The organism is Adhaeribacter swui, assembly GCF_014217805.1.
GTDB classification, from domain to species: Bacteria; Bacteroidota; Bacteroidia; order Cytophagales; family Hymenobacteraceae; genus Adhaeribacter; species Adhaeribacter swui.
This window is the reverse complement of sequence record NZ_CP055156.1, coordinates 1,089,877-1,114,857: the sequence shown is the minus strand read 5'-3', so window position 1 is coordinate 1,114,857 and position 24,981 is coordinate 1,089,877. Positions and strand designations below refer to the sequence as shown.

The 24,981-nt window shown below is 45.2% G+C and carries 20 protein-coding genes; 8 read left to right on the top strand and 12 right to left on the bottom strand.

Going from position 1 to position 24,981, the window contains the following annotated elements:
• Window positions 1-38 precede the first annotated feature (38 nt).
• The 5 genes from HUW51_RS05665 to HUW51_RS05645 form a co-directional block, all read right to left on the bottom strand.
• Complete coding sequence (locus tag HUW51_RS05665; protein WP_185273021.1) at window positions 39-452, bottom strand: DUF7793 family protein; 414 nt, start codon at window positions 450-452, stop codon at window positions 39-41.
• Window positions 453-656: 204 nt separating this feature from the next.
• Window positions 657-1,172 (bottom strand): DinB family protein, encoded by a 516-nt coding sequence (locus HUW51_RS05660; protein ID WP_185273020.1) that lies wholly within the window; start codon window positions 1,170-1,172, stop codon window positions 657-659.
• Window positions 1,173-1,602: 430 nt separating this feature from the next.
• The gene (locus HUW51_RS05655; RefSeq protein ID WP_185273019.1) at window positions 1,603-1,860 is read right to left on the bottom strand and encodes a hypothetical protein; all 258 of its coding nucleotides are present in this window, start codon (window positions 1,858-1,860) and stop codon (window positions 1,603-1,605) included.
• 412 nt (window positions 1,861-2,272) lie between these two features.
• Window positions 2,273-2,623 (bottom strand): histidine kinase, encoded by a 351-nt coding sequence (locus HUW51_RS05650; RefSeq protein ID WP_185273018.1) that lies wholly within the window; start codon window positions 2,621-2,623, stop codon window positions 2,273-2,275.
• 46 nt (window positions 2,624-2,669) lie between these two features.
• The gene (locus tag HUW51_RS05645; RefSeq protein WP_185273017.1) at window positions 2,670-3,929 is read right to left on the bottom strand and encodes a PAS domain-containing protein; all 1,260 of its coding nucleotides are present in this window, start codon (window positions 3,927-3,929) and stop codon (window positions 2,670-2,672) included.
• A 738-nt stretch (window positions 3,930-4,667) separates the two neighbouring features.
• On the opposite strand from HUW51_RS05645, the gene HUW51_RS05640 reads away from it, so the two are divergent.
• The 3 genes from HUW51_RS05640 to HUW51_RS05630 all read left to right on the top strand — a co-directional run bounded on the left by HUW51_RS05640 (window position 4,668) and on the right by HUW51_RS05630 (window position 10,800).
• The gene (locus HUW51_RS05640; RefSeq protein WP_185273016.1) at window positions 4,668-7,976 is read left to right on the top strand and encodes a SusC/RagA family TonB-linked outer membrane protein; all 3,309 of its coding nucleotides are present in this window, start codon (window positions 4,668-4,670) and stop codon (window positions 7,974-7,976) included.
• Window positions 7,977-8,077: 101 nt separating this feature from the next.
• A complete protein-coding gene (locus HUW51_RS05635) occupies window positions 8,078-9,850 on the top strand; it encodes a RagB/SusD family nutrient uptake outer membrane protein (RefSeq protein WP_185274434.1) in 1,773 nt (590 codons plus the stop codon).
• A gap of 98 nt (window positions 9,851-9,948) precedes the next feature.
• Entirely contained in the window at window positions 9,949-10,800 is an 852-nt protein-coding gene (locus HUW51_RS05630) for an endonuclease/exonuclease/phosphatase family protein (protein ID WP_185273015.1), read from the top strand.
• 743 nt (window positions 10,801-11,543) lie between these two features.
• Here the strand turns inward: HUW51_RS05630 and HUW51_RS05625 are convergent.
• Window positions 11,544-12,293: a CPBP family intramembrane glutamic endopeptidase gene (locus tag HUW51_RS05625; RefSeq protein WP_185273014.1), complete on the bottom strand. Its 750-nt coding sequence runs from the start codon at window positions 12,291-12,293 to the stop codon at window positions 11,544-11,546.
• Between the two features lie 480 nt (window positions 12,294-12,773).
• Here HUW51_RS05625 and HUW51_RS05620 point away from each other — a divergent pair, with 480 nt between their 5' ends.
• A complete protein-coding gene (locus tag HUW51_RS05620; protein ID WP_185273013.1) occupies window positions 12,774-13,073 on the top strand; it encodes an SH3 domain-containing protein in 300 nt (99 codons plus the stop codon).
• Between the two features lie 204 nt (window positions 13,074-13,277).
• Here HUW51_RS05620 and HUW51_RS05615 read toward each other — a convergent pair whose 3' ends face one another.
• The 6 genes from HUW51_RS05615 to HUW51_RS05590 all read right to left on the bottom strand — a co-directional run bounded on the left by HUW51_RS05615 (window position 13,278) and on the right by HUW51_RS05590 (window position 20,195).
• Window positions 13,278-13,703 carry a lipocalin family protein gene (locus tag HUW51_RS05615; protein WP_185273012.1) on the bottom strand — a complete coding sequence of 142 codons (426 nt, stop codon included), beginning with the start codon at window positions 13,701-13,703 and terminating at the stop codon, window positions 13,278-13,280.
• A 221-nt stretch (window positions 13,704-13,924) separates the two neighbouring features.
• Window positions 13,925-14,242, bottom strand: coding sequence for a DUF6686 family protein (locus tag HUW51_RS05610; RefSeq protein WP_185273011.1), 318 nt, complete (start codon window positions 14,240-14,242; stop codon window positions 13,925-13,927).
• A 176-nt stretch (window positions 14,243-14,418) separates the two neighbouring features.
• Entirely contained in the window at window positions 14,419-15,138 is a 720-nt protein-coding gene (locus tag HUW51_RS05605) for a hypothetical protein (protein WP_185273010.1), read from the bottom strand.
• A gap of 51 nt (window positions 15,139-15,189) precedes the next feature.
• Window positions 15,190-16,455, bottom strand: coding sequence for a PepSY-associated TM helix domain-containing protein (locus tag HUW51_RS05600; RefSeq protein WP_185273009.1), 1,266 nt, complete (start codon window positions 16,453-16,455; stop codon window positions 15,190-15,192).
• Window positions 16,456-16,539: 84 nt separating this feature from the next.
• Entirely contained in the window at window positions 16,540-17,769 is a 1,230-nt protein-coding gene (locus HUW51_RS05595; RefSeq protein ID WP_185273008.1) for a DUF4374 domain-containing protein, read from the bottom strand.
• Between the two features lie 32 nt (window positions 17,770-17,801).
• Window positions 17,802-20,195 carry a TonB-dependent receptor gene (locus HUW51_RS05590; protein WP_185273007.1) on the bottom strand — a complete coding sequence of 798 codons (2,394 nt, stop codon included), beginning with the start codon at window positions 20,193-20,195 and terminating at the stop codon, window positions 17,802-17,804.
• A 535-nt stretch (window positions 20,196-20,730) separates the two neighbouring features.
• On the opposite strand from HUW51_RS05590, the gene HUW51_RS05585 reads away from it, so the two are divergent.
• The 4 genes from HUW51_RS05585 to HUW51_RS05570 all read left to right on the top strand — a co-directional run bounded on the left by HUW51_RS05585 (window position 20,731) and on the right by HUW51_RS05570 (window position 24,887).
• Entirely contained in the window at window positions 20,731-21,360 is a 630-nt protein-coding gene (locus HUW51_RS05585) for a LuxR C-terminal-related transcriptional regulator (protein WP_185273006.1), read from the top strand.
• Window positions 21,361-21,522: 162 nt separating this feature from the next.
• Window positions 21,523-22,137, top strand: coding sequence for a 3-keto-disaccharide hydrolase (locus tag HUW51_RS05580; protein WP_185273005.1), 615 nt, complete (start codon window positions 21,523-21,525; stop codon window positions 22,135-22,137).
• Window positions 22,138-22,294: 157 nt separating this feature from the next.
• Window positions 22,295-23,176 carry a DMT family transporter gene (locus HUW51_RS05575; RefSeq protein WP_185273004.1) on the top strand — a complete coding sequence of 294 codons (882 nt, stop codon included), beginning with the start codon at window positions 22,295-22,297 and terminating at the stop codon, window positions 23,174-23,176.
• 604 nt (window positions 23,177-23,780) lie between these two features.
• Window positions 23,781-24,887, top strand: a complete 1,107-nt coding sequence (locus tag HUW51_RS05570; RefSeq protein ID WP_185273003.1) for a DNA alkylation repair protein — start codon at window positions 23,781-23,783, stop codon at window positions 24,885-24,887.
• The last annotated feature ends 94 nt before the right edge of the window (window positions 24,888-24,981 follow it).

Here is a 24,981-nt window from a genome sequence, read left to right as displayed (position 1 = left end):
AAAATTTTAATTATCTGCTCTTTAAAAGTACAAGTGGCCTAAACGAAAGAGGTATCTCTAAATGGCTTGAGCCATTCCAGAGCCCGGTGCTTATCCGTAAAAAGTTGCGTCGGATTTTTAGGTTTACTTACCATCATGTAAAAGTTAGCGATCATCCGGAGCATGGGCGAGTTAATGAGCATGGCGCTGGCCACTACTAATTGATTGCCTTCTGCGGCCATGTAATCCCGGGCTTCTTTGGTAATTTGGTTTACCTGCGTTACGTCAAACAAACAAGGATAAGATTTATTTCTAAAAAATACTATCCGATCGTGAACGGTAATTTTAGCAATGGCTAGGTCCAGAACTTTTATAGGTTTAAAATAGGCCTGGCAAATGTCGTCCTGGATACACATTTTTACGTAAACCGTTTCTTTCCATTTAACTATCTTACCTACTGAAGAATCGGACATTTAAAATTTGAGGCTATAAAGTATACCAAGTGGTTAACGGATTAAATAGCTTAATATAAGGGCGTTTTTTATAAATAGCAATGTTCAGAAAAAACAAGGCCATTTTCCGGTGTTTAATTAAACCTGTTTTTAAAAATAATGCTTGTCCTAACTGCTCAAATTTTGGTAAGTGTTAATACAGCGCACTAGGGTACATAGCCCCAGTTATTCCCAGTTCCGTGATTGCAAAAACAGATCGATTCTTTGCTTTTGCCGGAGGTGATGGCGAAAATGCATTTCCGCAAATTGCAGCCATTCGGCCGCGTTAAAATAGTTTAAACCGGGATGTTTGGTTTTGCCCTTAAAAGCAGAATTTTGCAGCAAAGCGGCCGCCTGATTCATAGCCACTTTCAAATCCTGAAGGCGATGCCGAAGCTGTTCTTTACTGGTAGGTTGCGGAATAAAGGCGTTTTCCGGGGAGCCTTCAATCACCTCGTCCGGAAAAGCATTATTCCGGAACAACGTTTGTGCAAATAAGGAAGCTTCCTGGTCAGCATGGTCATTGGTGACAACGCACGTTTTTATCTGATCGATAAAAAAAGTGGTGTCGTTGATCAGGTGCAGGTACAACTGCCCTAACGACCAACTGCCGGGCGAGGGTTGGGCACACAACTGCGCCAAGCTGTATGGTTCTAATGCGGCTAGCCAGTAATCAACAGTCCGGTTAAAATCGGCAAACATTCTAGTAAGATTTTATCCGCAAATTTACAGATTAGCCATGCGGGCAAAAGGAAAATAATTATAAAACTAGGCCTTTCGGCGTTCATGCTGTTTTTAAATATATAATCGCATGCTTAAGGGTTATGTTCTTTGGGTAAGGCCGCAATAAACCAGTAAAATAGAAAAATTTAAAAAATTTTGTTTTTGGTTAAGCTTGTAAGCGGCAGCAATCCTTTATAAAGAATTTACCGGTTACAGAATAAAGAAGGAGTAAACTTACTTTAACGTAATAACAGAAAGCCAAGCTTTATTTTTTAAGATAGAATTAGTTGTTTCTCCCAGGAAGTGAGAGGTGATGCATTACCCGGCCACAGGCTGGTAAAGGTAAGAAAAGGCGTAATTAAGGCAGGAACTGTACGGAACCCGCAGACGCAAAAACTACCGAAGAAAACTAATTATCGTTGGTTTTGGGAATCAATAAATAGGTAACGCCATCGTATTCCTGGCAGCGGCACGTATACCGGCATAAGTACTGCAGCCGGCTTTCAAAGTTTTGAATAACCTGATCGGGGATGGCCCGTTTTTTTATCTCGCGGGTATCCTGTACTAAAATGTATTCCTTGGTTTCGGCTATTTCTACTACTTGTTTTAAAAACAGCGGCGAAGGCTCAATTAAGTACTCATAAATTGTTTGTTTAGATCTTACCACCACTATCCTCCTTCAATACATGCTGCTGGTTTGTTAACTACGTATTTATACTATGTGTTTTTATACTTAGATTAACGGCAATGGTTTTATAAATTGCCTGCTCTTTTAATTTTTTTTTAATCTATTTTTAATTTCTTTTTCTTGTTGTTCTGCTGCAGCCTAGGTGTAAGCCTGTTACAAGCTAAATGCAGCAGAAGCTGCTTTGCCGGAAGTTACTAATGCTGGTTGTGCTTGTTTTAATTTCAGCTCCCGGACTAGCTGCTTTTTACCTGTTTTAATAATTTTTTAAATTTTTTAATTTCTAAAAAGCATATAAGTAAAGAGGTACAGGTGTTTAACTATTTCGGTTTAACCGCTTTGTTCTCCCCAAAGTCTAAAATCTAATACCTTAATACTTGTGTTTAGGGAAAGGTTAATCGCCCAGCCTTTGCTCCATAAGCGTTACAAGATTTAAAAACTGAATCGATTTTTCTTCTATCACACTTAAACCATCGTAAGCTTCGTCTATTTTGCCTCGTTTGTATAAATCAGTTAAGTGATTCACGAATAAATTTATTTCTTGTTGTAAGCCATTTAATTCCCGCATTTCGGGTTCGTTTTTATATTTAAGCAAACCCACAGAGTCGAACCAGGTATTTACCGGACCTAAACGGGAAAAAAAAGCTGCATCGTACGAGCCACCATATACGGCAGAACGCACCTTTGCTTTATATAAAATATGCTTAATACGTAATTGTTGTAAATCTACCTGAGCCGCATTCATCCTTTAATAGTTTCTTCCATAATGCATTACAACTGTTTTATTCTTACTAGCGGATTTGTAGTTGTTGCCGGAGTTTTACATTTTCACTTACTTCGTTGCCGCACACCATAATGCCGGAAATTTGTTGATTTTCGTCGTAGATTGCCTGGTAAACAAAAGAAACATAGATTTCTTCTAACTCGCCGGTGGCCTGGCGGTCTAATTTAATAGGCACTTCCTCCGCCGAAAAAGTTTCGCCGGTTTGGTATACCTTATCCAGAATTTGAATATAGCCTTGTTCTACTACCTCGGGCATTACTTCAGCTACGGTACGGCCTTTAATGTTTTTGGCGGGTAAAAGTTGCTGGTATTTATCGTTAATTAACTCAAACCGGTGTTGTGGGCCTTTTAAGATGCAAAAGAAAGCGGGCGCCTCTATAATCAGCCGCTCCAGGGTTTTGCGCTCGGCTTCGGCTTTGTTAAACGCTAATTGCACCTGATCTGATAAAGCGGCCATTTGTTCGTTGGTTTCCAGTAGTTCCTGCACCATTTGCTTGGTGCTGTGAATATCGGTGCAACTGCCTACCCACATAAGTATTTCGTTGGTTTCATCTAAGCGCACTGGGGTAGTTTTGTTGATGAACCAACGGTATTGGCCATTTTGGTTACGGATGCGCAGCTCCGCCTGAAACTCATTTTTTTGTTTTAAAGCTTCCTGCACGCTGCTGGTTAATCGCGGTAAGTCTTCCGGATGAACCAACGTGCTCCAATCAAAATCCGGGCTATAGCCTTCTTCTTCCGAAATCCCCGTATAGTTAATCAGTCGTTTGTTAATGTGGTTTACTTTGCCGGCACCATCTGTCGTGAAAATTACCTGCGGAATGGTATCCATTAAAAATTTAAATTTCTTTTCGCTGATAACCCGCGCCTGCCGGGCCAGTTCTCGTTCGGTAACATCAATGGTTTTTTGAATAATGTATTCTATGTTGCCTGCATCATCCAGCACAGGGGTATGCGATGCTTCCCAGTAACTGTCGTAGAAACCGCCGCCTTCAAATTCCGGTAAAGCAATCCGGTAGCTTACCAGCTCCATGTAATCTACTTTTTTGGTTTGCAGTACTTTCTCGAAAGATATTCTAACGGGGTTTTCCTCAAAAGTATAGTTCGGGTCGGGGTAAGCTTCTAAAAGAAAATGCAGCCCTACAATTTCTTCCCGTTGGCGGCGGGTTACCTGCAAATAGGCATTAGTGGCATCTAAAATTTTATACTCCGGGGAAACTACAATCAGGTTTTCAGGACTGTTATGGAATAATTTAAGCGCATCCATTAAAAAGTTGTGTTAAATCGTAAAAGTTTACTTTAGTACAAGTATCTGCTGTAATTGTTCGGCAAGTTACTTTGCCATAGCCGGCTTTTATTATCGAGGCTTATTTATCCGGCATTTATTCGGGCTGAAAATTTAAAATTTTAAAAATTTCGCTAACTGAGCAAAGCAACTGCCCTAAATTAAGGATTTTACAATTCTATAAAAAAGGGCTTTGTTATGCGCAAAGAATTACGTTTAACCCCAATGCTAGGTTATCTGCTTTGTTCCTTAGTAACGCGGGTAATTAATTAAATAAAGCAGAAAAATTAAAATCAGATAAACAAATCTCCAATGTGTGGCGAGTTGCTACCAGTACCTTTTTTTGCGGGTTTTGTTTGGTATGTTATTAAATTATTATTTTTAAAATTTTATTCTGGTCGATTGATAATATAAATTTAACAGAATGAAGAGATTCAGAATAAATCTGTATTTGTTCCTTTGCGACGAAATTAGGTTCCTGTTAAAAAGGCAGGAACGTGAAGTAACACGCATACCAGAAATTATTATTTTGATTAAATTTGAAATTATTCGCCACGACTCTTATTTTCAGGTTTTCAACCTATTTCTGCACCCGCGTCAGCAGCGTAGATTAAGGTCTGTTATTTAGAATTTCCGCTCTCTTTAGCTACCTGCCCCCAACTAATTTAGTTTTTCAGGATGCACCTGAAGCCATATTCCTTTGTACTAAATAGTAAAGCCATGCATAAAAAACTACGTAAAAACAGAAAGGTTATTTCGCTCCCTTTAGCTCAGTTGTTAATGGCGACCGCTTTAATCAACCCCTTAGATGGATTTAGCGCCGGAAGTAGTAACCAATTTTTAAACCGATCCACGCTTATTTTTCAGAACAGTCTGCCGCAAACCAGGCCTATCACGGGTCAGGTGAAAGATGCTGCTGGTCAGCCATTACCGGGCGTTTCGGTGGTAGTAAAAGGAACCAACAATGGCGCTATTACCGATCCGGAAGGTAAGTTTACTTTAAACATTGACCCGGGCACTTCGCCAGTGCTGGTATTTTCGTTTATTGGTTATTTAAAGCAGGAAATCCCGGTTACGAACCAAACTGCTGTAAACGTAACCTTGCCCGAAGATACCCAAAGCTTAAACGAAGTGGTGGTAGTGGGCTATGGTACCCAGAAAAAAGTTAACCTGACCGGCGCCGTAGACCAAGTAACCGCCGAAGTTTTCGAAAACCGGCCCGTATCCAACGTAGGGCAAGGTTTACAAGGAGTAATCCCTAACCTAAATTTGATACCTACGGATGGTAAACCCATTCAGTCGCCAACCTTTAACATTCGGGGAGCTACGTCTATTGGGCAAGGCGGTAATGCCTTGGTGTTGATTGATGGGGTAGAAGGCAATCCCAGTTTGCTGAACCCCGCCGATATCGCCAGCGTGTCGGTGCTGAAAGATGCTTCCTCGGCGGCTATTTACGGGGCGCGGGGCGCCTTTGGGGTAGTGCTGATTACCACCAAAAATCCCACGAAAGATAAAACCAGCGTTACCTACTCGGTAAACCATTCCATAAAAAGCCCCACGGCCGTGCCCGATTTTGTAACAGATGGTTACACGTTTGCTAAAATGTTTAACGAAGGCTGGACCGCCTGGAACAACTATTCGCAAACCCCGCAGAACGTAAACAAAACGGTACGTTTCTCGCCGGAATACCTCGCCGAATTTGAAAAAAGAGCCAACGACCCTACGTTACCTAAAACCGAAGTAGGCCCTAACGGCGAGTACGTATATTACGAAAATATGGACTGGTACAAAGAGTTGTATAAAGACCATACCAGCGCCACCGAGCACAACGTAGCGGTTTCGGGCAGCAGCGGCAAAGCCAGTTTTTACGCCACCGGCCGGTACTACAACCAAAACGGTTTGTTCCGCTATAATTCCGACGATTTTAACACCTATAACTTCCGGGCAAAAGGTACCATCGATTTGTTCTCTTGGCTCCAGATTGATAACAACACCGATTACACCCAGTTAAAATACCACAACCCCTTGAACGTAGGCGAGGGCGGCGGTATCTGGCGCAATATCGCCGACGAAGGCCACACCATGTCCCCGATGTTTAACCCCGATGGTACTTTAACTTACTCCGCGGCTTATACCGTGGGCGATTTCTGGTACGGCAAAAATGGCATCGACATGAACCAGCGCGTAATCCGGAATACCACCGGTTTTACGACCAAATTTTTAGAAAATAAACTGCGGGTAAAAGGTAACTTTACTTTCCGCAACACCGACGACGACCAAAAGCAAATCCGGGTGGCCGTGCCGTATAGCCGCAAACCCGGGGTAATCGAGTACGTGGGCCTAAATACCAACGATATTCAGGATACCTATCGCGAAACCAATTACTTGGCGGCTAACTTGTTCGGGGAGTACGAAACCAATTTTAACGAGGCGCATTATTTTAAAGCCATGGCCGGCTACAACTACGAGCAATCGACGTATCAGGCGCTGCAAACTTTACGCAATGGTTTAATTTACCCGGGGGCTCAGGATTTGAACCTGGCTTTGGGCCAATCCATTACTACCAGCGGCGGTTACGAAAAATGGGCCATTATGGGCGGGTTTTACCGTTTAAATTACTCGTTCAAGGACCGGTATTTGCTCGAAGCCAGCGGCCGTTACGATGGTTCTTCTAAGTTTCCGGAAAATGAACGGTTTGCCTTTTTCCCTTCCTTCTCGGCGGGCTGGCGGCTTTCCGGCGAGCCTTTCTGGAAAGTATCGCCCGATGTGGTATCGGATTTAAAAATCCGGGCTTCCTACGGTTCTTTGGGTAACGGTAACATTAGTTCCTACGCTTTCCAGGAGCAGTTTGCCATTACGCAATCCGACCGGGTACTGAACGGCGTACGGCCCCAAAAAACCAGCCAGCCCGGCGTAATTCCGGATGGCCTTACCTGGGAAACTTCTACTACCCAAAACATTGGCCTGGATCTAGGCATGCTGCGGAACCGGCTTACCTTTACCGGCGACGCGTACATCCGGAAAACCACCGATATGTTTACCGTGGGCATGACCTTGCCAGCCGTATTTGGCACCAATGTACCTAAAGGCAACTACGCCGATTTAAAAACTAGCGGCTGGGAAGTAGCCTTGAACTGGCAAGACCAATTTGCGGTAGCGGCTAAACCTTTTAACTACAGCGTACGGCTTACTTTAGCCGATTACCGCGCCGAAATTACCAAGTTTAACAACCGCGATAATAAATTAACGGATTACTACGCCGGTCAGCGGCTAGGCGAAATCTGGGGCTACGAAACGGCCGGTTATTTTACCTCCGTAGACGAAATCAACAACTCGCCGAGTCAGGCTTTATTCCGGGCTTCTACCAGTGGGCAATGGTTACCGGGCGATATTAAATTTGCTGATCTAAACGGTGATGGTGTCATCAACAACGGCGATAATACAGTGGCAAACCCCGGCGATAGGCGCATAATTGGTAACTCGTTACCGCGCTACACCTACGGCGCACGCCTAGACCTCGACTGGAATAATTTCTTCTTTTCTACTTTCTTCCAGGGCGTTGGTCACCAGGATTGGTACCCCGGGGCCGAAGCGGCTATTTTCTGGGGACAGTATAACCGCCCGTATAATAAATTGCCGGAATGGCATTTAGGTAATATCTGGTCGGAGCAAAACCCGAATGCGTATCTGCCGCGTTACCGGGGTTACGTAGCTCAAAACGGGGCCGGCGAGCTTACCCAAACCCAAACCAAATACTTAATTAACGCGGCTTACCTGCGGATGAAAAATATCCAGATTGGCTATAATTTACCGGAAGTGATTACGAGCAAACTGCGCTTGAGCAGCGCCCGCGTTTTCTTATCCGGCGAAAATTTACTTACCTGGTCGCCGCTGTACAAAATCACCCGCGACCTGGATGTAGAAACTCTCAACGGTTCGGACCGGGTAGTAACCAATGGCTCCAGCGGTAATGGTTATAACTATCCTATCCTGAAAGGCTTTACCGGTGGGGTATCGATTACTTTCTAACGCTACCGGTTTACAAGCAGATTTTTGGTCGGAGTAGTTGAATACCGCTCCGCAAAAAAGAAAAAATTTAAAAAATTAAGTTACAAGCTGATTTATAGATGATGAAAAAGCAAATAATATGGCTGCTGTTGTTCGGCGCTTTTCTTTCGGGTTGCGAACTAAACGAAACGCCCGAATCTACCGCCACCAAAGAAGCGGTGTTTAGCAGCGAAAGAGGCCTGGATTTATACACTACTTCGTTTTACGATATTTTACCCACTGGCAACGATATTCACCGCGGCGACGCCATGAGCGATTACGCCGCCCGTACCCAGGTGCCCGAGTTTTTGGTACCCGGTGCCTTTGGTCCGCGGCAAAGCGATGGCTGGACCTGGACCGGCCTGCGCAACATTAATTATTTTATCGCTAACAACAACGATCCTAACATTGCGCCCGGCGTGCGCAGGCATTATCTGGGCATTGCTAAGTTTTTCCGGGCCTGGTTTTATTTTGACAAAGTAAAACGCTTTGGCGATGTGCCTTGGATTAACACGCCCATGTCCGTGGATGATCCGGCTTTGTACAACGGCCGCGATTCGCGGGCTACGGTAATGGATTCGGTTTTGGCCGATTTAAATTACGCCTGCGCCAACATTACCACCACCAGCGACAACTCCCGCAGTTTAATTACCAAATACGTGGCGTACGCTTTTAAAAGCCGGGTTTGTTTGTTCGAAGGTACTTTCCGGAAATACCACCCCGAATACGGCCAGGAAAGTAGCGCCAACGCCTGGCTAACCGAAGCCGCCACTGCCGCCGAAACCGTCATGAAAGAAGGCGGTTTTAGCCTGAACACCGCCGGCGGCCCCGACAACGCGTATCGCCAGTTATTTATCAGCCAAAAGCCCGTAACTTCCGAAATTATTTTGTCGGCTGTAGTGGATCCGGCTTTAAGTATCTTTAACGATGCCAACTGGTACTGGACCAGCGCAACGTATGGAGCCCGGGTAAGCTTAATCCGCACGTTTGTAAATACCTATTTAAACCTGGATGGTACGCCGTTTACCAGTAAGCCTGATTATCAAACCTTAACCTTCGCCGAGGAAGTGAAAAACCGCGACTTGCGGCTGAAACAAACCATTCGGGCGGGCGATTATAAAAGATTAAACGGCGGCGTAGCCGAAGCTGCTCCCCCGGTATTTTCTTACACCTACACCGGTTACCAACCCATTAAATGGACTTTGGACGATACGTTTTACGACGGCGGTAGCCGGAATAACAACTCTATTTCTATCATCCGTTTTGCCGAGGTATTATTAAACTACGCCGAAGCCAAAGCCGAACTGGGTACGTTTACCAACGAAGACTGGCAGCGCACCGTGGGCGCCTTACGCCAGCGGGCCGGCATTACCGGCGGCTTAGCCGAAAAACCAACCGTAGCTGATCCGTATTTGCAAACCAATTATTTCCCCAATATAAACGATGCGGCTTTACTCGAAATACGGCGCGAACGCGGCATTGAACTGGTATTGGAAGGTCAGCGCTTTTCGGATTTAATCCGTTGGGACCGCGGCGAATTAATGGAGATGCCCTGGAATGGTTTCTACGTACCAGCCCTGAACCAGCCTCTGGATTTAAACGAAGACGGCAAACCCGACGTGGCCTTTTACAAAACCATGCCGGCTAATCCGGTAGCGGGTGTAACGTACGTAAACGTAGCCGAAACCATTAGCGGCGGCACTGCCAATCCGCAGCGTTTAAGTAACGATACATCCGGCGAATTAACCTGGCTGAATAACATTCCGCGCAACTGGGAAGCCAAACATTACCTGTATCCGATCCCCGAAACCGACCGATTGCTTAATCCCAAACTCGGCCAAAATCCGGGATGGTAATTACCAGTGGGCAAAAAAGAATTTTTTAAATTAATTTAATTTCGCCATCATTGAAATTGGAAAATTTTAAAAAACAGCATATAGTATTTATAAAACAGATGAAATTACAACGTGCGCTTTACTTTTTAATCGTCTTTTGTTTGTTGTCGGGTTCTGCTTCTGCCCAACAGTTAACGGTAGGTTCCTTTAATATCCGTTTTGATAACCCAAGGGATGAAGGTAATTTATGGGCCGACCGGGCGCCGGCTGTGGCCGCTTTACTGCAGTTCCACGATTTTGATATTTTTGGTACTCAGGAAGGCTTAAAAAATCAACTGGACGATATCAGTAAAGCTTTGCCGGGATATGCGCGCTACGGCAAAGGACGCGACGATGGCCAGGAGAAAGGCGAACACTCGGCTATATTTTTTAAAAAAGACCGGTTTAAACTACTCAAAAGCGGCGATTTTTGGTTATCGCAAACGCCTGATAAACCATCATTGGGTTGGGATGCTACCTGCTGTAATCGCATTTGCTCCTGGGTGTACCTGCAAGACCAGCAAACCAAGAAGAAGTTTTATGTTTTTAACGTCCACTACGACCACCAGGGTGTGCAGGCCCGCCAGGAAAGCAGCAAATTAATTTTAAGCAAAATCAAAGAAATTGCCCGCCAGGAACCCGTAATTTTAACCGGCGACTTTAACGGCGACCACAACAGCGAGTGGTACCAGGCCGTAGCCAACTCCGGGCAATTGTATGATACTTACAAAGCCGCGAAAAACCCTTATGCCCTTAACGCTTCTTTTAACGCGTTCGGTAAAAAACTCGACGGCCAGGAAATTATCGATCATGTTTTTACCACCAAAGATTTTAAAGTACAAAAGTGGGGCGTCCTTACTGATACCTACCACGGCAAATTTCCTTCGGACCATTTCCCGATTTTGGTTAAGCTGAGTATGGGAGCCAAATAATTGCCGGTAAATAGCTTCTTATTTTTTAAAGCCTGATTATAGTTTAAAGCTGTAATCAGGCTTTTGCTTTAATTAACCGGAAGTACGGTTGTTTTATAGAAAGTTATGTTAAGTTGTTGGTTGTTAACTTTACTTATTTAGAGTCGGTTCCCGTCTCCATGCAGAGGTGCTATCGTGTTTGAACAGGCTGCGTTTGCCTCGTGGCCGGCAGGCCTCGTTTAGCCAGTTCGGACGGTTTAGCGAACCTTGGCTCGTTTCACTGCGCCATGCCTCCTAACGTCGGCACCGGAACGCTAAAAGGTCCTCATGGCTAAACTGGTGTCAGATGCGCTTCGCTACGGCTTTCCGGACTCATTTGGTTTTAAAAGCAGTGAACATGAATATTGTGATTTATTATTAATAGTACTACTGGATTACACTTTCAGACTCTGTTTTATTTTTTTCGGATTAAACAGTAGCTAAGAATAGCTGACACCAGTTTGACTCTAGAGCACCTGCTAGGAATGCCGGTTTTGCATAGCAAAATTTCGCACACGAAATCGAAAATCAGAATAGCCACATCTCCTCCCCTGTTTTTAGGGGAGGTCCCGCAGGGGGAGGGGTAAAATCAGCCTGTTCCAATCAGATAGCACCTAAGTAAGGAGACTTGCAAAGGCTCCAAAGAATAGTCCTTGATTTTATGAGCTGCAGGCTTTATACGCTTTGGTATCACAAGCAGAAAAGCCATATCAAATTTTAAAAAATTAAAAATCGGCTCCGTAAAAGATGCAGTAAATCATGCCCAGGTTAAAAGCCGCATGGCAAACCATAGCCCCCAGAATAGACCCGCTGTTTTTCTTACACACGTAAAATAAACGGCTCACCAGAAACATACTTACTACCCAAATGAGCGTGGGTAAAAGTAAAAATTGCCATTGCTGGTTTGTGTACACCAAACCAAAATGCGCCACATGCGTCAGGGCAAAAGCGGTACTGTCTATAACCGAAGCTTTTTCTTCGCCGGTAGATGGGGCAAAACTGGCGTGCACAATGCCCCGGAAAAACAACTCTTCGCCAATAGGGCTAAACAACATACCGGTTACCGCCATAACGGCAAACAAAATAGCTTTATCGCTGGCGTTAATGCCCGCCGGAATATTGTACGATTGCCCGATGTAGACGTACCAGTTGTGGTAAGAATTGCCGAAAAGCGTTTGCCCCAGCCACCAAAGCAAAATGCTGAAAAGCAAACCCGCCATAAAAGCCATTAGCAGCCAAAGTGTGTTGGTAGGCTTTTTTAAACCGATTTGGTAACGTCCAAACTTACTTAAAAACAGAAACGGCGCCAAAGCCGACAAAACCATGATGATGCCGATGTACTGGTAATTAGCCGAAGTATTGGCGTGCAGCACCAAAACAAACCGGGGAACGCAGATAATTAAAAGAAGGAACAACCCGAATTTCCAGTTGAAGCAGAATATTTTATCCCATAATGGCTTTAATTCTTTGTGCATACGGCCCTGGTTAGATGCTACCCTAAATGTAAGGGTAGTTATTAAAAGTAACAGTAAGCAACAGAAAGGAAAGGTAGATTTCCGGAGTTAAAAGCTGATTATAGCTCTGGGTTGGGGCAGTGCTGCTGCCCCGGAAAGTGCGCCACCGCAGCAACTGCGGGTAAATTTTTAAATTTTTAATATTATATCAGGCTACACCGTTTCGCTAGCACGTGCTATCAGTAAGCTTCTGATTCTGAAAATACCTGAAAATTTAAAAATTACCTAAACCGGGTTGTTCGTAACCGGACAGTGTGCGGTGATAAACCGTTCGGAAACGTACATGTTTTTATCTGTTTTTTCTAAAAAGTGCCTTTGCAGCCGTTATTTGGCGTTTTTACTGGTTTGGCACAGCCGTTGCAATTCTATTAAAGGAAATAAAATGGCAAAAGCCAGATTCTAAAAACAAAAAAGTAAACGAAAAAATAACAAAATAAAACTATGAAAACGCTTCTTCTTTCGCTCGCTCTTATGGCTCAGGTTGGTTTAACTATGGCCGATGATAAAATGAAAACTACCCCGGTGCAAGTGCGCAACGACAACGTTAAAATGTTTAAGCAAGCGGGCACTTCTACCCCCATTCTGGAAACCTTAACTACCACCGACCGCGTGGAATTAGTGCGGAAGTTTAATAAAGAATGGGCCATTGTGGTAGTAAACGGCAAAGCGGGCTACGTGCTGATTTCGGAGCTTGCCAACCTGAAAACTACTCCATCAACCAAAACTTTAGCCAGTAAGTAAAAGGTAAATTATTAAGAGTGTAGGTAAACGGCCACCCCCATAGGGTGGCTTTTTCTTTATGTAACGGGCTGCATTAGCCACCAAAATGGGAGAACTGCTGATACCCAGAGAGATTTAAAAAACAGATATACCGGATTTTTTAAAAAATTTAATTTCCGGAAAGCTCTTTTTATTACCCGAACCAAAGTTTATTTAAACGCAAATTTAAAAAGGGATTTGAGCCAGTTGGGTTAGCTGTAAATACCTTTCGCCGGAGCCTTGATCGTAAAAGCAGCCATCGTCCAACACAAATTGCTCGGTTTCAAGGCTGTTTTCGTCCTGGTAGGTAATGTTTAAAGTAGATCCGTTTACGTGCCACACGCCGTATTTGGTTTTTTCCAAAGGAATAGTTTCGTTCACGTCAACAAACATCCACTTGGCGGTGCCATCGTATTTGAGTACGTAAATTTCTTTGGCTTCATTTATGGAATAACGGTCTGATTTTACCATGTAATTCCCGGCAAACTTAGTAGTAACAGGTGTTACCTGGGGTTGCAGGCTTTGTGCCTGGCTGGTTGGAATTTGTTGGATGCTGCTACTATCGCAGGATATAATCCCTACCGAAAAAAACAGAAGAAATACCCTATTCATACCTAATCGAATCTGATAATTTGCCCACCTTAAAATTACTCTGCGGACAATTATTTCTTCTTTAACTCTTTTACCGGGGTGTTTATTGTGCAAACCAGAAACTAGTCGTTTGTTCCTGTTGAGCAAGGCCCCGAATTAAGCTTCTGGAACTGCATTGGCAGGGAAGAAAATCTGCCGAAATTTTTAAAATTTCTGATTTTGGGTAAGGCTGTTGGTCCAATTTACCGCATGGCTTCGTACACCTCCTGCATCAGCATAGCTTCCCGGATAACTACCTGCAAATCGTGCCATTCTTCTTCCATAAAGGCAAACCCAATTTGTTTTTCGGGGAGCTGCATCACCAAGCGCATTTGGTAGTCCGGAAACGGTACCGCATCTTCGTCGAATGTAAACCGGTTGGTAATTTCTTGAAATGTAGCAAACTCCGCGGAGGTAAAGCTCAATAGTAAATTGTTGTGCCACAAATAAAGGGTTTGGCAATGCAGGCACTGACTAATGGTGGTGGCATTTTTATTACTTAACAGGAGAATATCGCACATAGCCATCGGATAAATTTAAAATTTTACATTGTTTAGGAAGAGGGCTTAGCCGCTTGGTTGCTCGTAACAACATACCGCTGGTGGGAGAGGGGTACGTTTGTACGGCGGGCAGCAGGCAGAACGAAGCGTTCCGGAAAGCGGCTAAGCCAGAAGGAGTGATTAATTGACGGGAAAGATTACTTGACTACAACCTGCAGGGTAGAAATTTTATAGATAGATTGGTACGGTTTGCCGTTACGTTCGCCGGTGGTATTTTCTTTGTGTTGGGCTTCGAGTAAATACTTGCCGCTCCATTCCGGCGTAAAAGTAGCCTGACCTTGCGTGCCCGAGTTTACCTTACGTTGCCAACCGGCCGGCGACATGACGGTAATTTCTAATTCTTTAGCGGCCCCATCCGGATAAAAGCTGTTAACGGTAAGTGGCTTTTTTACCTGCGGGGTTTTAGTGTCCGGTAGCTGTAAGGTTAAAGTTTTAGAGGCGGTTATTACTGGCTTATTTACTTTTTCGCTGCCCACGGCTACCGTGGCAGAACTATTAAATTCGTACACGGTGGTGCCGGCTACTTCGCCGGTTAAATGGTTTACGTGCAGTTGGTACTGGCCCGCAGTTTTAGGCGTAAACGTGGCCGTAAAATGATCTTGAGCGGGCGTTACGGTAATTTGTTCCTGCTGGCCGTTCGGGTGCGTGAGCCACAGTTTAAAAGTTTTTACGTCGGCGTACCATTTCTCAATGGGTTCCAGGTTGTTCAGTTCAAATTCGCCGTAGAATACTTTTACCTGATGCGCTTGCCCGGCTTTGCCGGTAGCGGTGGTTTCAATCCAAAGGGCGTGGGCGTAAGCCGCTGTTTCCAGTAACAATAAACTGCTCAGCAGCATTATAAATTTAGATAACCTCATTTTTTAGTTTTTTAAATTTTTTAAAATTTTAGACTTTATTCCGGCTACTGGTTAGGTGCGCACGGGCCTTTTTACCCGGGGCCGGCTTATTTCGGGCGTAACCGCCACGCCTGGTACCGGAGCGAATGGCGTATTTTTAAATTTTTTGCTTTTGGCGGATTTCCTGCCTTTTTTCTTTTTGCCCCACCAGATAATAAAACCGGTAACCGGCAAGCTGGCCGAAATAATACAAACCAGAAATGCAATAATCTTGGTCCAGATGCCGCCAATGGAACCCACGTGTAAGTCGTAGTTGAGTTGCATAAGTTTATCGCCTAAGTTGCCGTTCGGGAAGCCCGGTTTCTCGGAGAGTTTTTTCAGCGATTTTTGCTCGTAGTAAGTGGAGGCTGTTAAGTAGCGGGTACCTGGTTTCGAGTTTATATCCACTCCCCAGGCTCCATCCGTACCGTAAGGGTACACAATCCTCACGTCGTTCTTGCTTAAATCTACCTTTTGTTCGGCCAGTTGGGCAAATAATATATCTTCTTCCAGTTGCGGCAGGGGGGGAGCTACCAGCGTCGTGTCGGATTTAGGTCGATCTTGTATTTGCGTTTGGCCACCGGAGGCAGTCCAGTAAACGCCGTCGGCGAACCACTTCATGCCGTACACCATGCCCGTTAACCCTAATACCAAACCTACCAGCAGCGAGTAAAAGCCCAGTACGTTATGTAAGTCGTAATTAACCCGTTTAAAGCTGGCTTTAAAATTCAGCCAGAAGCTTTGCTTGCGGGTAGTAGCGGTCCATTTTTGTGGCCACCACAGGACCAGGCCGTTTAATAAGGTAATTACAAAAATGAAGGTACTGTACGCCACAATGGGTTTGCCGATGGGGCGGGGCAGCCACAACTGGTAATGCCCGATAATCATAATTCGGAAAAAGTCGTCGTTTAGGTATTGCCGATGCAAAACTTCGGCGGTGTAGGGGTTCACGTAAACCACCTGGTAGTTGCGGCGGTCGGCGTAGTAAGGCACAATGGCGCTGCGGGTTTTGCCCTGGTACATCACCGACGAAACCGACGGAAAATTATACTTGTCTTTTACCGCTTTACTCAAAACCGAAGGTGGCAAAAAAGGCTTATCCGAGTATTCTACGGTTTGGTACGGTTGCAGCCACACCCGTAACTCATCTTCGAAAGTTAGCGCCGCCGCCGTGAGGCTCACGATAATCACCACGATACCGGAAGCCAGCCCCAGCCAAAGATGCAGCCAGGCCGAAACGCGGTAAAACAAAGAACGGGAATGCTTTTTAGTTGCTTGGGCTTTGCTACGGAATAACATGTTTACTTCGGTTTATTGTAAGAGTAAAAGAACCAGGAGATTTAAAGGGCAGAAATTAAATTAAACCACCTGGTTCCGCAGTTATTAATAATCGAGTTTGCTGATGGCGGTAATCTGGCCACCTTCTACTTTAATGCCTCGGGTAGCGGTGGCGGTAGTGGCGTTAATCTGGTACACGTAGCTGCCTTCGGCGGTAGTTATGCCCACGTGCGCGGTGTTGTCCGTAACTAAATTATTGGTAGTAACATTGGTAACGGTAGCCGGATCGGGGGCGCCTTGTACCCAGGTAATGGTTTGGTTGTATACATCGGCAATGGCCAGCCGGAAACCAGTGGTGTAAGCGCCTTTTACGTTCGATAGCATAGCGATGAATTTGCCGTTGCCCACGTAGTTCTGGTTGGTAATGTAATAGCCTTCGGCGGCTTGCTCCACATTAAAGAAATAGCTTTTATCGAACTCGGTTTCGCCTTTTTTAATTTTTAAAAATCCGGACGGTTTGGTAGAGGCAGGTTTGCCGCTGTTGGTAGCTACCGCCGAAGAAAATGCGTAAGCGTCGCCTTTTTCGTCTTCTACTAACCCGTTAGTGAAATACCGGCCAATGTAGCTGGTGCGGTTATCGCGGATTACTTTTTCGAGGGTCATGCTGGGATACGAGAATACCGCTACCCAACTGCTATCGGGGTACAAGGTTCCAAAGGTGTCGCCGCAGCAACCTTTAATGCTCATGTACGGGGCGTATACTTTATCGCCTACTTTCGATAACCACGAAAAGTGCGCCCGCTCGCCGTTACCGGCCAGTTTCACGATATTGGTTTTGCCTTCGCCCACAATCTGCATCTGCTCGGCGTTAACGCGGTACCACGACGCATTTTCGTCTCCGCTGCGGGGTATTTTCATCATCAGAATATCGTCGTTCACGGCGGCAAAAGCCTGTACCGTTTCCGATTGGAAGTTTGATAACTTGGTTAGTTTTCCTTCGCTGTTTAACTCATAGGTGGTAACGGCTCCTGGGTTGCCTTGCCCGTACAACAAACTGAAAAAACGGTTTTTGTTGGTAACATAGTAGCGGTAGGTACCGTCCTGTTCAATGCCGTTGCCCACGGTGCTCACGGTACCCTTACTTAAATCATCGACGGTAAGCAGGTAATCGGCTACACCTTGCGAAGCAGTAGGAGTAGAGGCAATAATGTATTTGGTAGTGGTTTCCGGTTTGGTAACCGGCGGCTGGGTGGTGTCATCGTCGGAGCAGGAAGTAGCCAGTAAAGTGGTGGTCAAAAATAAACCAGATAACAAGGATTTAAAGTTGTAAGTCATTAGGTATATAGATTAAAATAGATTGGTGTTACTTATTGATTAATGAAATAGCGGAGCTTGGCCGTGAAACTGCGACCCGGTTTTTGCAGACTAAAGTTGTCGTACAATTGGGCGTTGGCTACATTGCGGCATTCCAGGGTTACATTGTAGCGGCCATCTGCCAGGGTATAAGTGAGGTTTACATCGTGTGCTAGCTGCTGCGGAATATCGAGTTTGTCGCTGCCCAGGCTGGGCCAGTACAGGTAAAAAGCGTGCACGTATAGCAGGTTATAACCCAGGTTCAGGTTGTTGCCTTTCTTGCCCAAATCTTGGATAAAAACCGAGGCATCGGCGTTGCCAAACAAATAAGGCATGTTCGGAATGCGGTCCCGGTACACCACGCTTTCCTGGGTTTGCCCTTCTTCAAATTTGGTGTTGTTGCGCAGGTTTTGGTAAGTCAGGTTCAGGCCGGCATTTAAGAAACCTTTGTAAGAGTACCGGATTTCGCCGTCCACGCCGGCGTTGGTAACGTCAAACAAATTTTCCATTACCTGCATGGTTTGGTTGTTGTTCAGGCGGGCCCGGATAAAATCCCGCGCATCGCGGTACATCACGTTACCGCTGAAATTTAACTGGTGAATTTTGTTGAAGGTAGTGTTGTAACTCAAACCCAGATTAAAATTGTGACTGGTTTCGGGGTCTAAGTCAATGTTGCCTTGCAGGTTAACCAAATCGCCGAACAATTCCTCGGTTTCGGGGAGGCGGTAGCTTTTTTCGTAAGAGCCTTTGGCCTGCAAATGTTCCGTCAGGAAGTAAGTGGTAGCCAGGCCGTAACCCCAGTTGCTGAAATTGTTTTTTTGTTGCCGGTACAGTACTTCGCTGGTGTTGCTGCCGGGGTTGTACGATTGGCTGTAGCGGTTTACCTGGCTGTAATGTTTGGCAAACAAAGTGGTGCTCCAGCGGCCAGTGTAATCTATTTTGTAGCCAATACCGGTAATGTTTTTGCTGCTCTTGCGGGGCTGCTCGTAATTGTCGTTTTCGGGGTACAGCTCATCCCGGCCTTTGCGGTTAAAGGTATTGTAAACATGGTTTAGGGAAATGGTTTGCTTTTCGCTGAGTTGGTAATTTAAATTAGCCGTGCCCACGCCGTTGTTGTTGCGGTATTTATACATTGACCGCGACCGCTCGCTGCCCTGACCTTCGTATTGCTTGTAATCCCCGAACCAGTTGTAGCGGCGATATACCGTATCAATGTTTTGTTCGGTGCCCAGGTTGTAATTTCCGTTCAGGGTTAAATCCAGCCCTTTTATAAACAAGTCGCGTTTCTGGTATTGCAGGGTGGGCATCACAATGTTACCCTTGCGGTGCCAGTCGCCGAAAACACTTACCAGGCGCGCCCCGGTTTGTATTTCGGCGTAGTTCTGGCCCAGCGTAACCCCAAACAATAAGCGATCGGCGTATTTTTTACCCACCACCCCGGCTTTGGCAATTATGGTTTCGTTGTGGTAGGTATCATTAAAACGGCGCACCCGCTGGTTGGGGAAATATTTACCCGTATTAATGTCGGCTACATCTACATTTACCCAATAATTATTATCGGAGTAATTCTGAAAAGCATTGATTTGCGCCGTAAAACCGGATTTAGCAGTGTAACCGGCATTGATTACTGTACGGTGCGTATTAAAAGACCCAAAAGAGTAGGAGGCATCGAGGTAAGTCCGCGGCTGGTTGTTGGTAACAATATTTACCGCGCCGCCCAGCGCATCCGAGCCCAGCCAAATCGGCACTACGCCTTTGTAAATTTCAATCCGCTCGGCCAGGTTAACCGGAATGTTATTGAGCTGGAAAGAAGAACCAAAATTATCCATGGGCACGCCGTCGAGGAAAAACTTAACCTGCCGGCCGGTAAAGCCATTTAGGGAAAAGTTGATGTTAGAACCCACACCACCGGTTTCCCGTACCCGCACGCCCGATACCCGGTCCAGGGCATGGCTTAAATCCAGGCTGGTATTGTGTAACTTGCGGGCATCAATGGCTTGTACTTCGTAGGCTTGCTCTTTCGTTTCCTGCACGGCACTTTTACCCATCACTGTTACCGATTCCAGCTCCGTAGAAGATTCTTTCAAAAAATATTGCAGCGAAGTAGTTTGACCGGCGCTGATTCGGATGGTATCGGTTTGCGACTGGTAGCCTAGCGAGGAGATAACTACCGGGTAAACGCCTGCTGGAATGCGGTCCAGTTTAAAATAACCTTTAGCATCTGAAACTACTCCTAAGGTAGTTCCTTTTAAGTACACCGTCGTTTCGGGTAAAGCATTTTTCTGGCTGGATTTCGTGTATCCCTCGATGCTACCGGTTGGCGCAGTTTGAGCCGCGGCCCGGAAGAGAATAGCTCCCCCCAGATTGGCGACGAGTACCAGTTTGATTATAAGTTTTAAGTAATTCATCTAAGTAAATTTTCCGGCAAATGGCTATTTTTTTAATTTTATCTGGTTGTTCAACTTTTCAAGGTGGTTGTTGCTAGCTTCCAGTAGTCTTTACCAAGCGCCGATTTCAAGACCAAACCGCCCTGTTCTTCTTTGTTATTTAGAATGATTCAAAATTACAGGCTGTAAAAATATTTTTCTTCGACAGCAATAGGGAATTTGGCCGTTAAAGGGTAGTGATTTTAAATGCCAGGAGTAGTAGGGCAAATCACTAGTACTAGCGATTGCATTTTACCGGTAAAATCGGAGAAGGTGCTTTTCCCCCGCAATTGAGAGTTTTTAAGCCGCGCGGAAAGAGAAAAATTTGAAAATTGGGGATAATCAAGGATTAACCAGAGGAGCGTAAAAGTAACTCCTGCGCTTCCGGAAGCAGCAGATAGCCCAGCGGTACTTTGCTATTTAGAATGATTCTAAACATTTTTTCGTACACTTGCACTAAAATTTATTTACAAAGAATTAGGAGTACCGGGTGTATTTAGATACAAAGAAAATTTCCGTGCTGGTTACCGAAAGTAATTTGCTTACCCGCCGGGGCATTGCTACTTTATTGGCCGCCCAGCACGGCGTAGAAGTAATAGGCGAAGCAGAAAATATTTCTGAATTAACCTCCTGGATTAAAAATTTACAACCCCAGGTAGTTACCGTAGATGGTAACTTCTTGCAGGAGTTCGGGGCGCCGGAAATGGAAACGCTGCAGCAACTCGCCCCACAAACGTACCTGCTGGCCATTACCACCAACTCGGAAAAATACATGGTGGTAAATGCCCTGAAAGTGGGGGTTACCAGTTATATTTTAAAAGATTGTGACGAGCAGGAGTTGCTGCAAGCCGTACGGACCACAGCCCAGGGTAAACGGTTTATTTGCAGCAAAGTATTAGAAGTAATCCTGGCCGATACTGGTTCCGTGGAAACGGTGCCGGATAATTTAAATTTAAGTTCCCGAGAAATAGAAGTAATCCGGTTAATTGCCGAAGGAAAATCTACCGCTGAAATTGCCGAAACTCTTTTTTTGAGTCCGCATACCATTAACTCACACCGCAAAAACATTTTGCGTAAACTCCAGATAAAATCACCGGTTGAATTAATTATAAAAGCTATGGACTTGGGAATTGTTAAAATAAGCTAATCGGTCCGGACTAAAAGGGTCGGAGCAAGTACAAGCCGGGAACAAAGCCCAAGAGAATATCAGCGGGAGTATTGATAAACCCATTCTCTTTTGTTATACTTGGCTGTTCGATGTTCAATTTTTGTTTTCTTTACAATCTATTTTACCACAATTAAACCCCTTATGGCTTACAAATCTTTTTTTAAAATTGCTTTATTCTTTGTAGTACTGGCTGTTACGTGCCAGGCACAAGCGCAAAAAAAACTTTTTAATGGCAAAAACCTGGATGGCTGGCAAGTGCACGGCACCGAAAAATGGTACGTAGAAAACGGCAATTTAGTCTGCGAAAGCGGCCCCGATAAACAATACGGTTATTTAGCCACCGACCAAAAATTTAAAGATTTTGAATTGACGGTAGAATTTAAGCAAGAAGCCGACGGCAACAGCGGCGTTTTCTTTCATTCGTCGCTGGATGGTACCAAAATTTCTGGCTGGCAAGCCGAGGTAGCTCCTCCGGGCAAAAGCACCGGTGGTATCTACGAATCTTATGGCCGGGGCTGGCTCATTAAACCTGATCCGGAAAAAGATAAAGCCTTAAAAATGGGCGAGTGGAACAAAATGAAAATCCGGGTAGTGGGTAACCAAGTAACCACCTGGGTAAACGGCACTCAAATGATTGAATTAACCGATGAGCAAATTGGCAGCCGCGATGGCGTAATTGCCTTGCAAATCCACGATGGCGGTGGCATTAAAGTACGCTGGAGAAACATCGCCGTAAAAGAGTTGAAGAAAAGCTAAGATAAACTTTGCTTGCTAATTTTTTAAAAATGCCATCTTTCGTGATGGCATTTTTGTTTTATAAACCATTTCATCTTCTGGAGCCCTGAGTACTGTGCAAAAATCACCATATAATAAATACCTTTGCCGCGAACCTGTTATTTGTAGTTGTTAGTTTATGCGAAACGTATTACCCGGGGTGCTATTTGCCATGTTGTGGGCTTCGGCCTCGGTTGCTACTAAAGTAGGGGTGGCTCACGCGCATCCGTTATTATTAGCCAATATTCGTTTTTTAATTGCTGGCGGCCTGATGCTGGCATTTTGTTATGGCTGGCAGCGGGGTAAGAATGCTTTCCCGCGAGGTGCGGAATGGCGGCAGCTGCTGCTTTTTTCTTTATTAAACACTACTATTTATCTGGGCGCTTTTGTGCTGGCTTTAAAAGAAGTTTCGGCGGGCATTGGTAGCCTTTCTACGGCCACTAATCCGTTATTTATTACTTTGCTTTCGGCAGCCTGGCTGCGCCGACCGGTAAAATGGGGCGAAGGGCTAGGCATTATGCTGGGCTTAGCTGGCGTTGGCCTGGCTACTTATCCTTTACTGGAAAACAGTTTTGCTACTACCCGGGGCTTACTTATTTTACTTGCCGGCATGGTGTCGGTGTCGGCGGCTACGGTGTATTACGCGCAGGTAAAATGGCAACTGGCTACCCTGGTGATTAATGGCTGGCAGGTTTTACTGGGCGGTTTGTGTTTGCTGCCGTTTACCTTGTATTTTACGGATTACACCCATACCCACTTTGATGTTGCTTTTTGGGAAGCAGTTTTCTGGCTGATCGTGCCCGTATCTATAATTTCGTTGCAATTGTGGTTTTACCTGGTAAAGCAAGATGCGGTGCGGGCTTCGTTGTGGTTGTTTCTGTGCCCGATTTTTGGTTTTGGCTACTCGTATACCTTGTTGCACGAGCCAATTACATGGCATACTTTTGCTGGTACCGCGCTGGTGATTATGGGGTTGTATTTGGCGCAACGCAAAAAATTTAAAAAATCACGAATTGAATAAATTAGTTTTTGCCTTTTAGATTAAATCTACTAGCGCAAGTTTTCAAACTTGGGCCTTTGTACAAAGTAAAGTCTGTGACTTTACTCCGGCTTTTAGCCGGAACCCGCATCGGCTTTAACAAGCTGCTAAAAGAGTAATTTTTAAAAATTTAGTATGGTTCCGTATTTACATGGAGCCTGTTCCTGCCTCCATGCTTAGGTGCTATCTTATTTGAACGGGCTGAATTTTGCCTCATGGCCGGCGGGCTTGGTTAACCCCTCCGCCTGCGGCACCTCCCCTAAAAACAGGGGAGGAGATGCCGTTATTCTGTTTCCTCGATTCAGTCTGCGGAATTTTGCTGCGCAAAACCGGAACCCTAGCAGGTGCTCCACAGCCAAACTGATGTCAGGTGCGTGTAGCTGTGGCTTTTCATTTTGTTTAGGTTTAAGAATTTTTAATCTTGCTGAATGCTTACATAATTAAATTGCTCGACGCTTCCTTAATGCTAGTTGGGGAATATCGGAAATTTTAAAAAAATAAGAATCTGGTAGCAAGTTTTGGATTGGGCAATTGGAAATTGTGGTGTTTATTTGTGCATCCAATCTGTTTTAAATTCCTGCCTCTTATGAGCACGCTGCTGAAAGATATTTACTCGCCTGCTTTTTATAATCATGTAGCTGCCAGTCTAGAAAAAGTGATTCCGGGTTTCCGGAAACCAGCGTTTTTGGAGTTGGTTTTAACGGACGATTTTGAAACAAAAGAGTTAAAAGCGCGGATGCGGCATACAACTCAAGCCTTGCACGTTTTTATGCCCGCTCATTTTGCCGAAGCGGCGGAACTGCTGCCGGCCATTATCGCGCAGCTAAAAACGGATGGCTTCGGAGCCGGGCGGTTGGAGTTTTTGTTTCTGCCGGATTACATCGAAACTTACGGCTTGGCGCATTACGAAAGCTCCATGAAAGCGCTGGAACACGTTACCCAATACATTACCGGTGAATTTGCCATCCGGCCTTTTTTACTACATTATTACGAACCTACGCTGGCGCAAATGCTTGCCTGGTCGCGGCACGAAAAATACGAAGTACGGCGACTGGCCAGCGAAGGCTCCCGGCCGCGGTTGCCCTGGGCTATGGCGGTACCCGCGTTAAAAAAAGACCCTGCGCCGGTATTGCCCATCCTGGAAAATTTAAAAAATGATCCGTCGGAGATTGTGCGACGCAGCGTCGCCAATAACCTGAACGACATTGCCAAAGATCATCCGCAGTTAGTTTTACAAATTGCCGCCCAATGGAAGGGTGCCAGCAAAGAAGTAGATGCACTGATTAAACACGGTTGCCGCACTTTACTCAAACAAGGCCACCCCGAAATCCTGAATCACTATGGCTTGTCGGCTAAAAACATAAGGCTTACCAGCTTTGAACTAAATACCCCGGTAGTGCACATTGGCGGCAATCTGGAGTTTGTGTTTCGGATTAAAAACGAGCAGACTGCGGAACAACTGGTGCGAATTGAGTACGCCATTTATTATCTAAAGCAAAATAACACCCACGCTAAAAAAGTTTTTAAAATAAGCGAGCGTTTGTTTTTGCCCCACGAAGAAGTAACCATCACCCGCCGGCAAAGTTTCAGACGCATTACCACCCGAACCTTTTACCCCGGACTACACCGTTTAGGTTTGATTTTAAACGGGGACGAGAAAGAAGTTAAATCTTTCGAGCTTTCGGCTAATTAGAACCGGTCATTTTCAAACAACAATTTATTTGCCTGGAACCAACTTTGCTGGCGCGAGCGTCCCGCTCGTGTCTACTATTTGGTAGGCCTCAGGC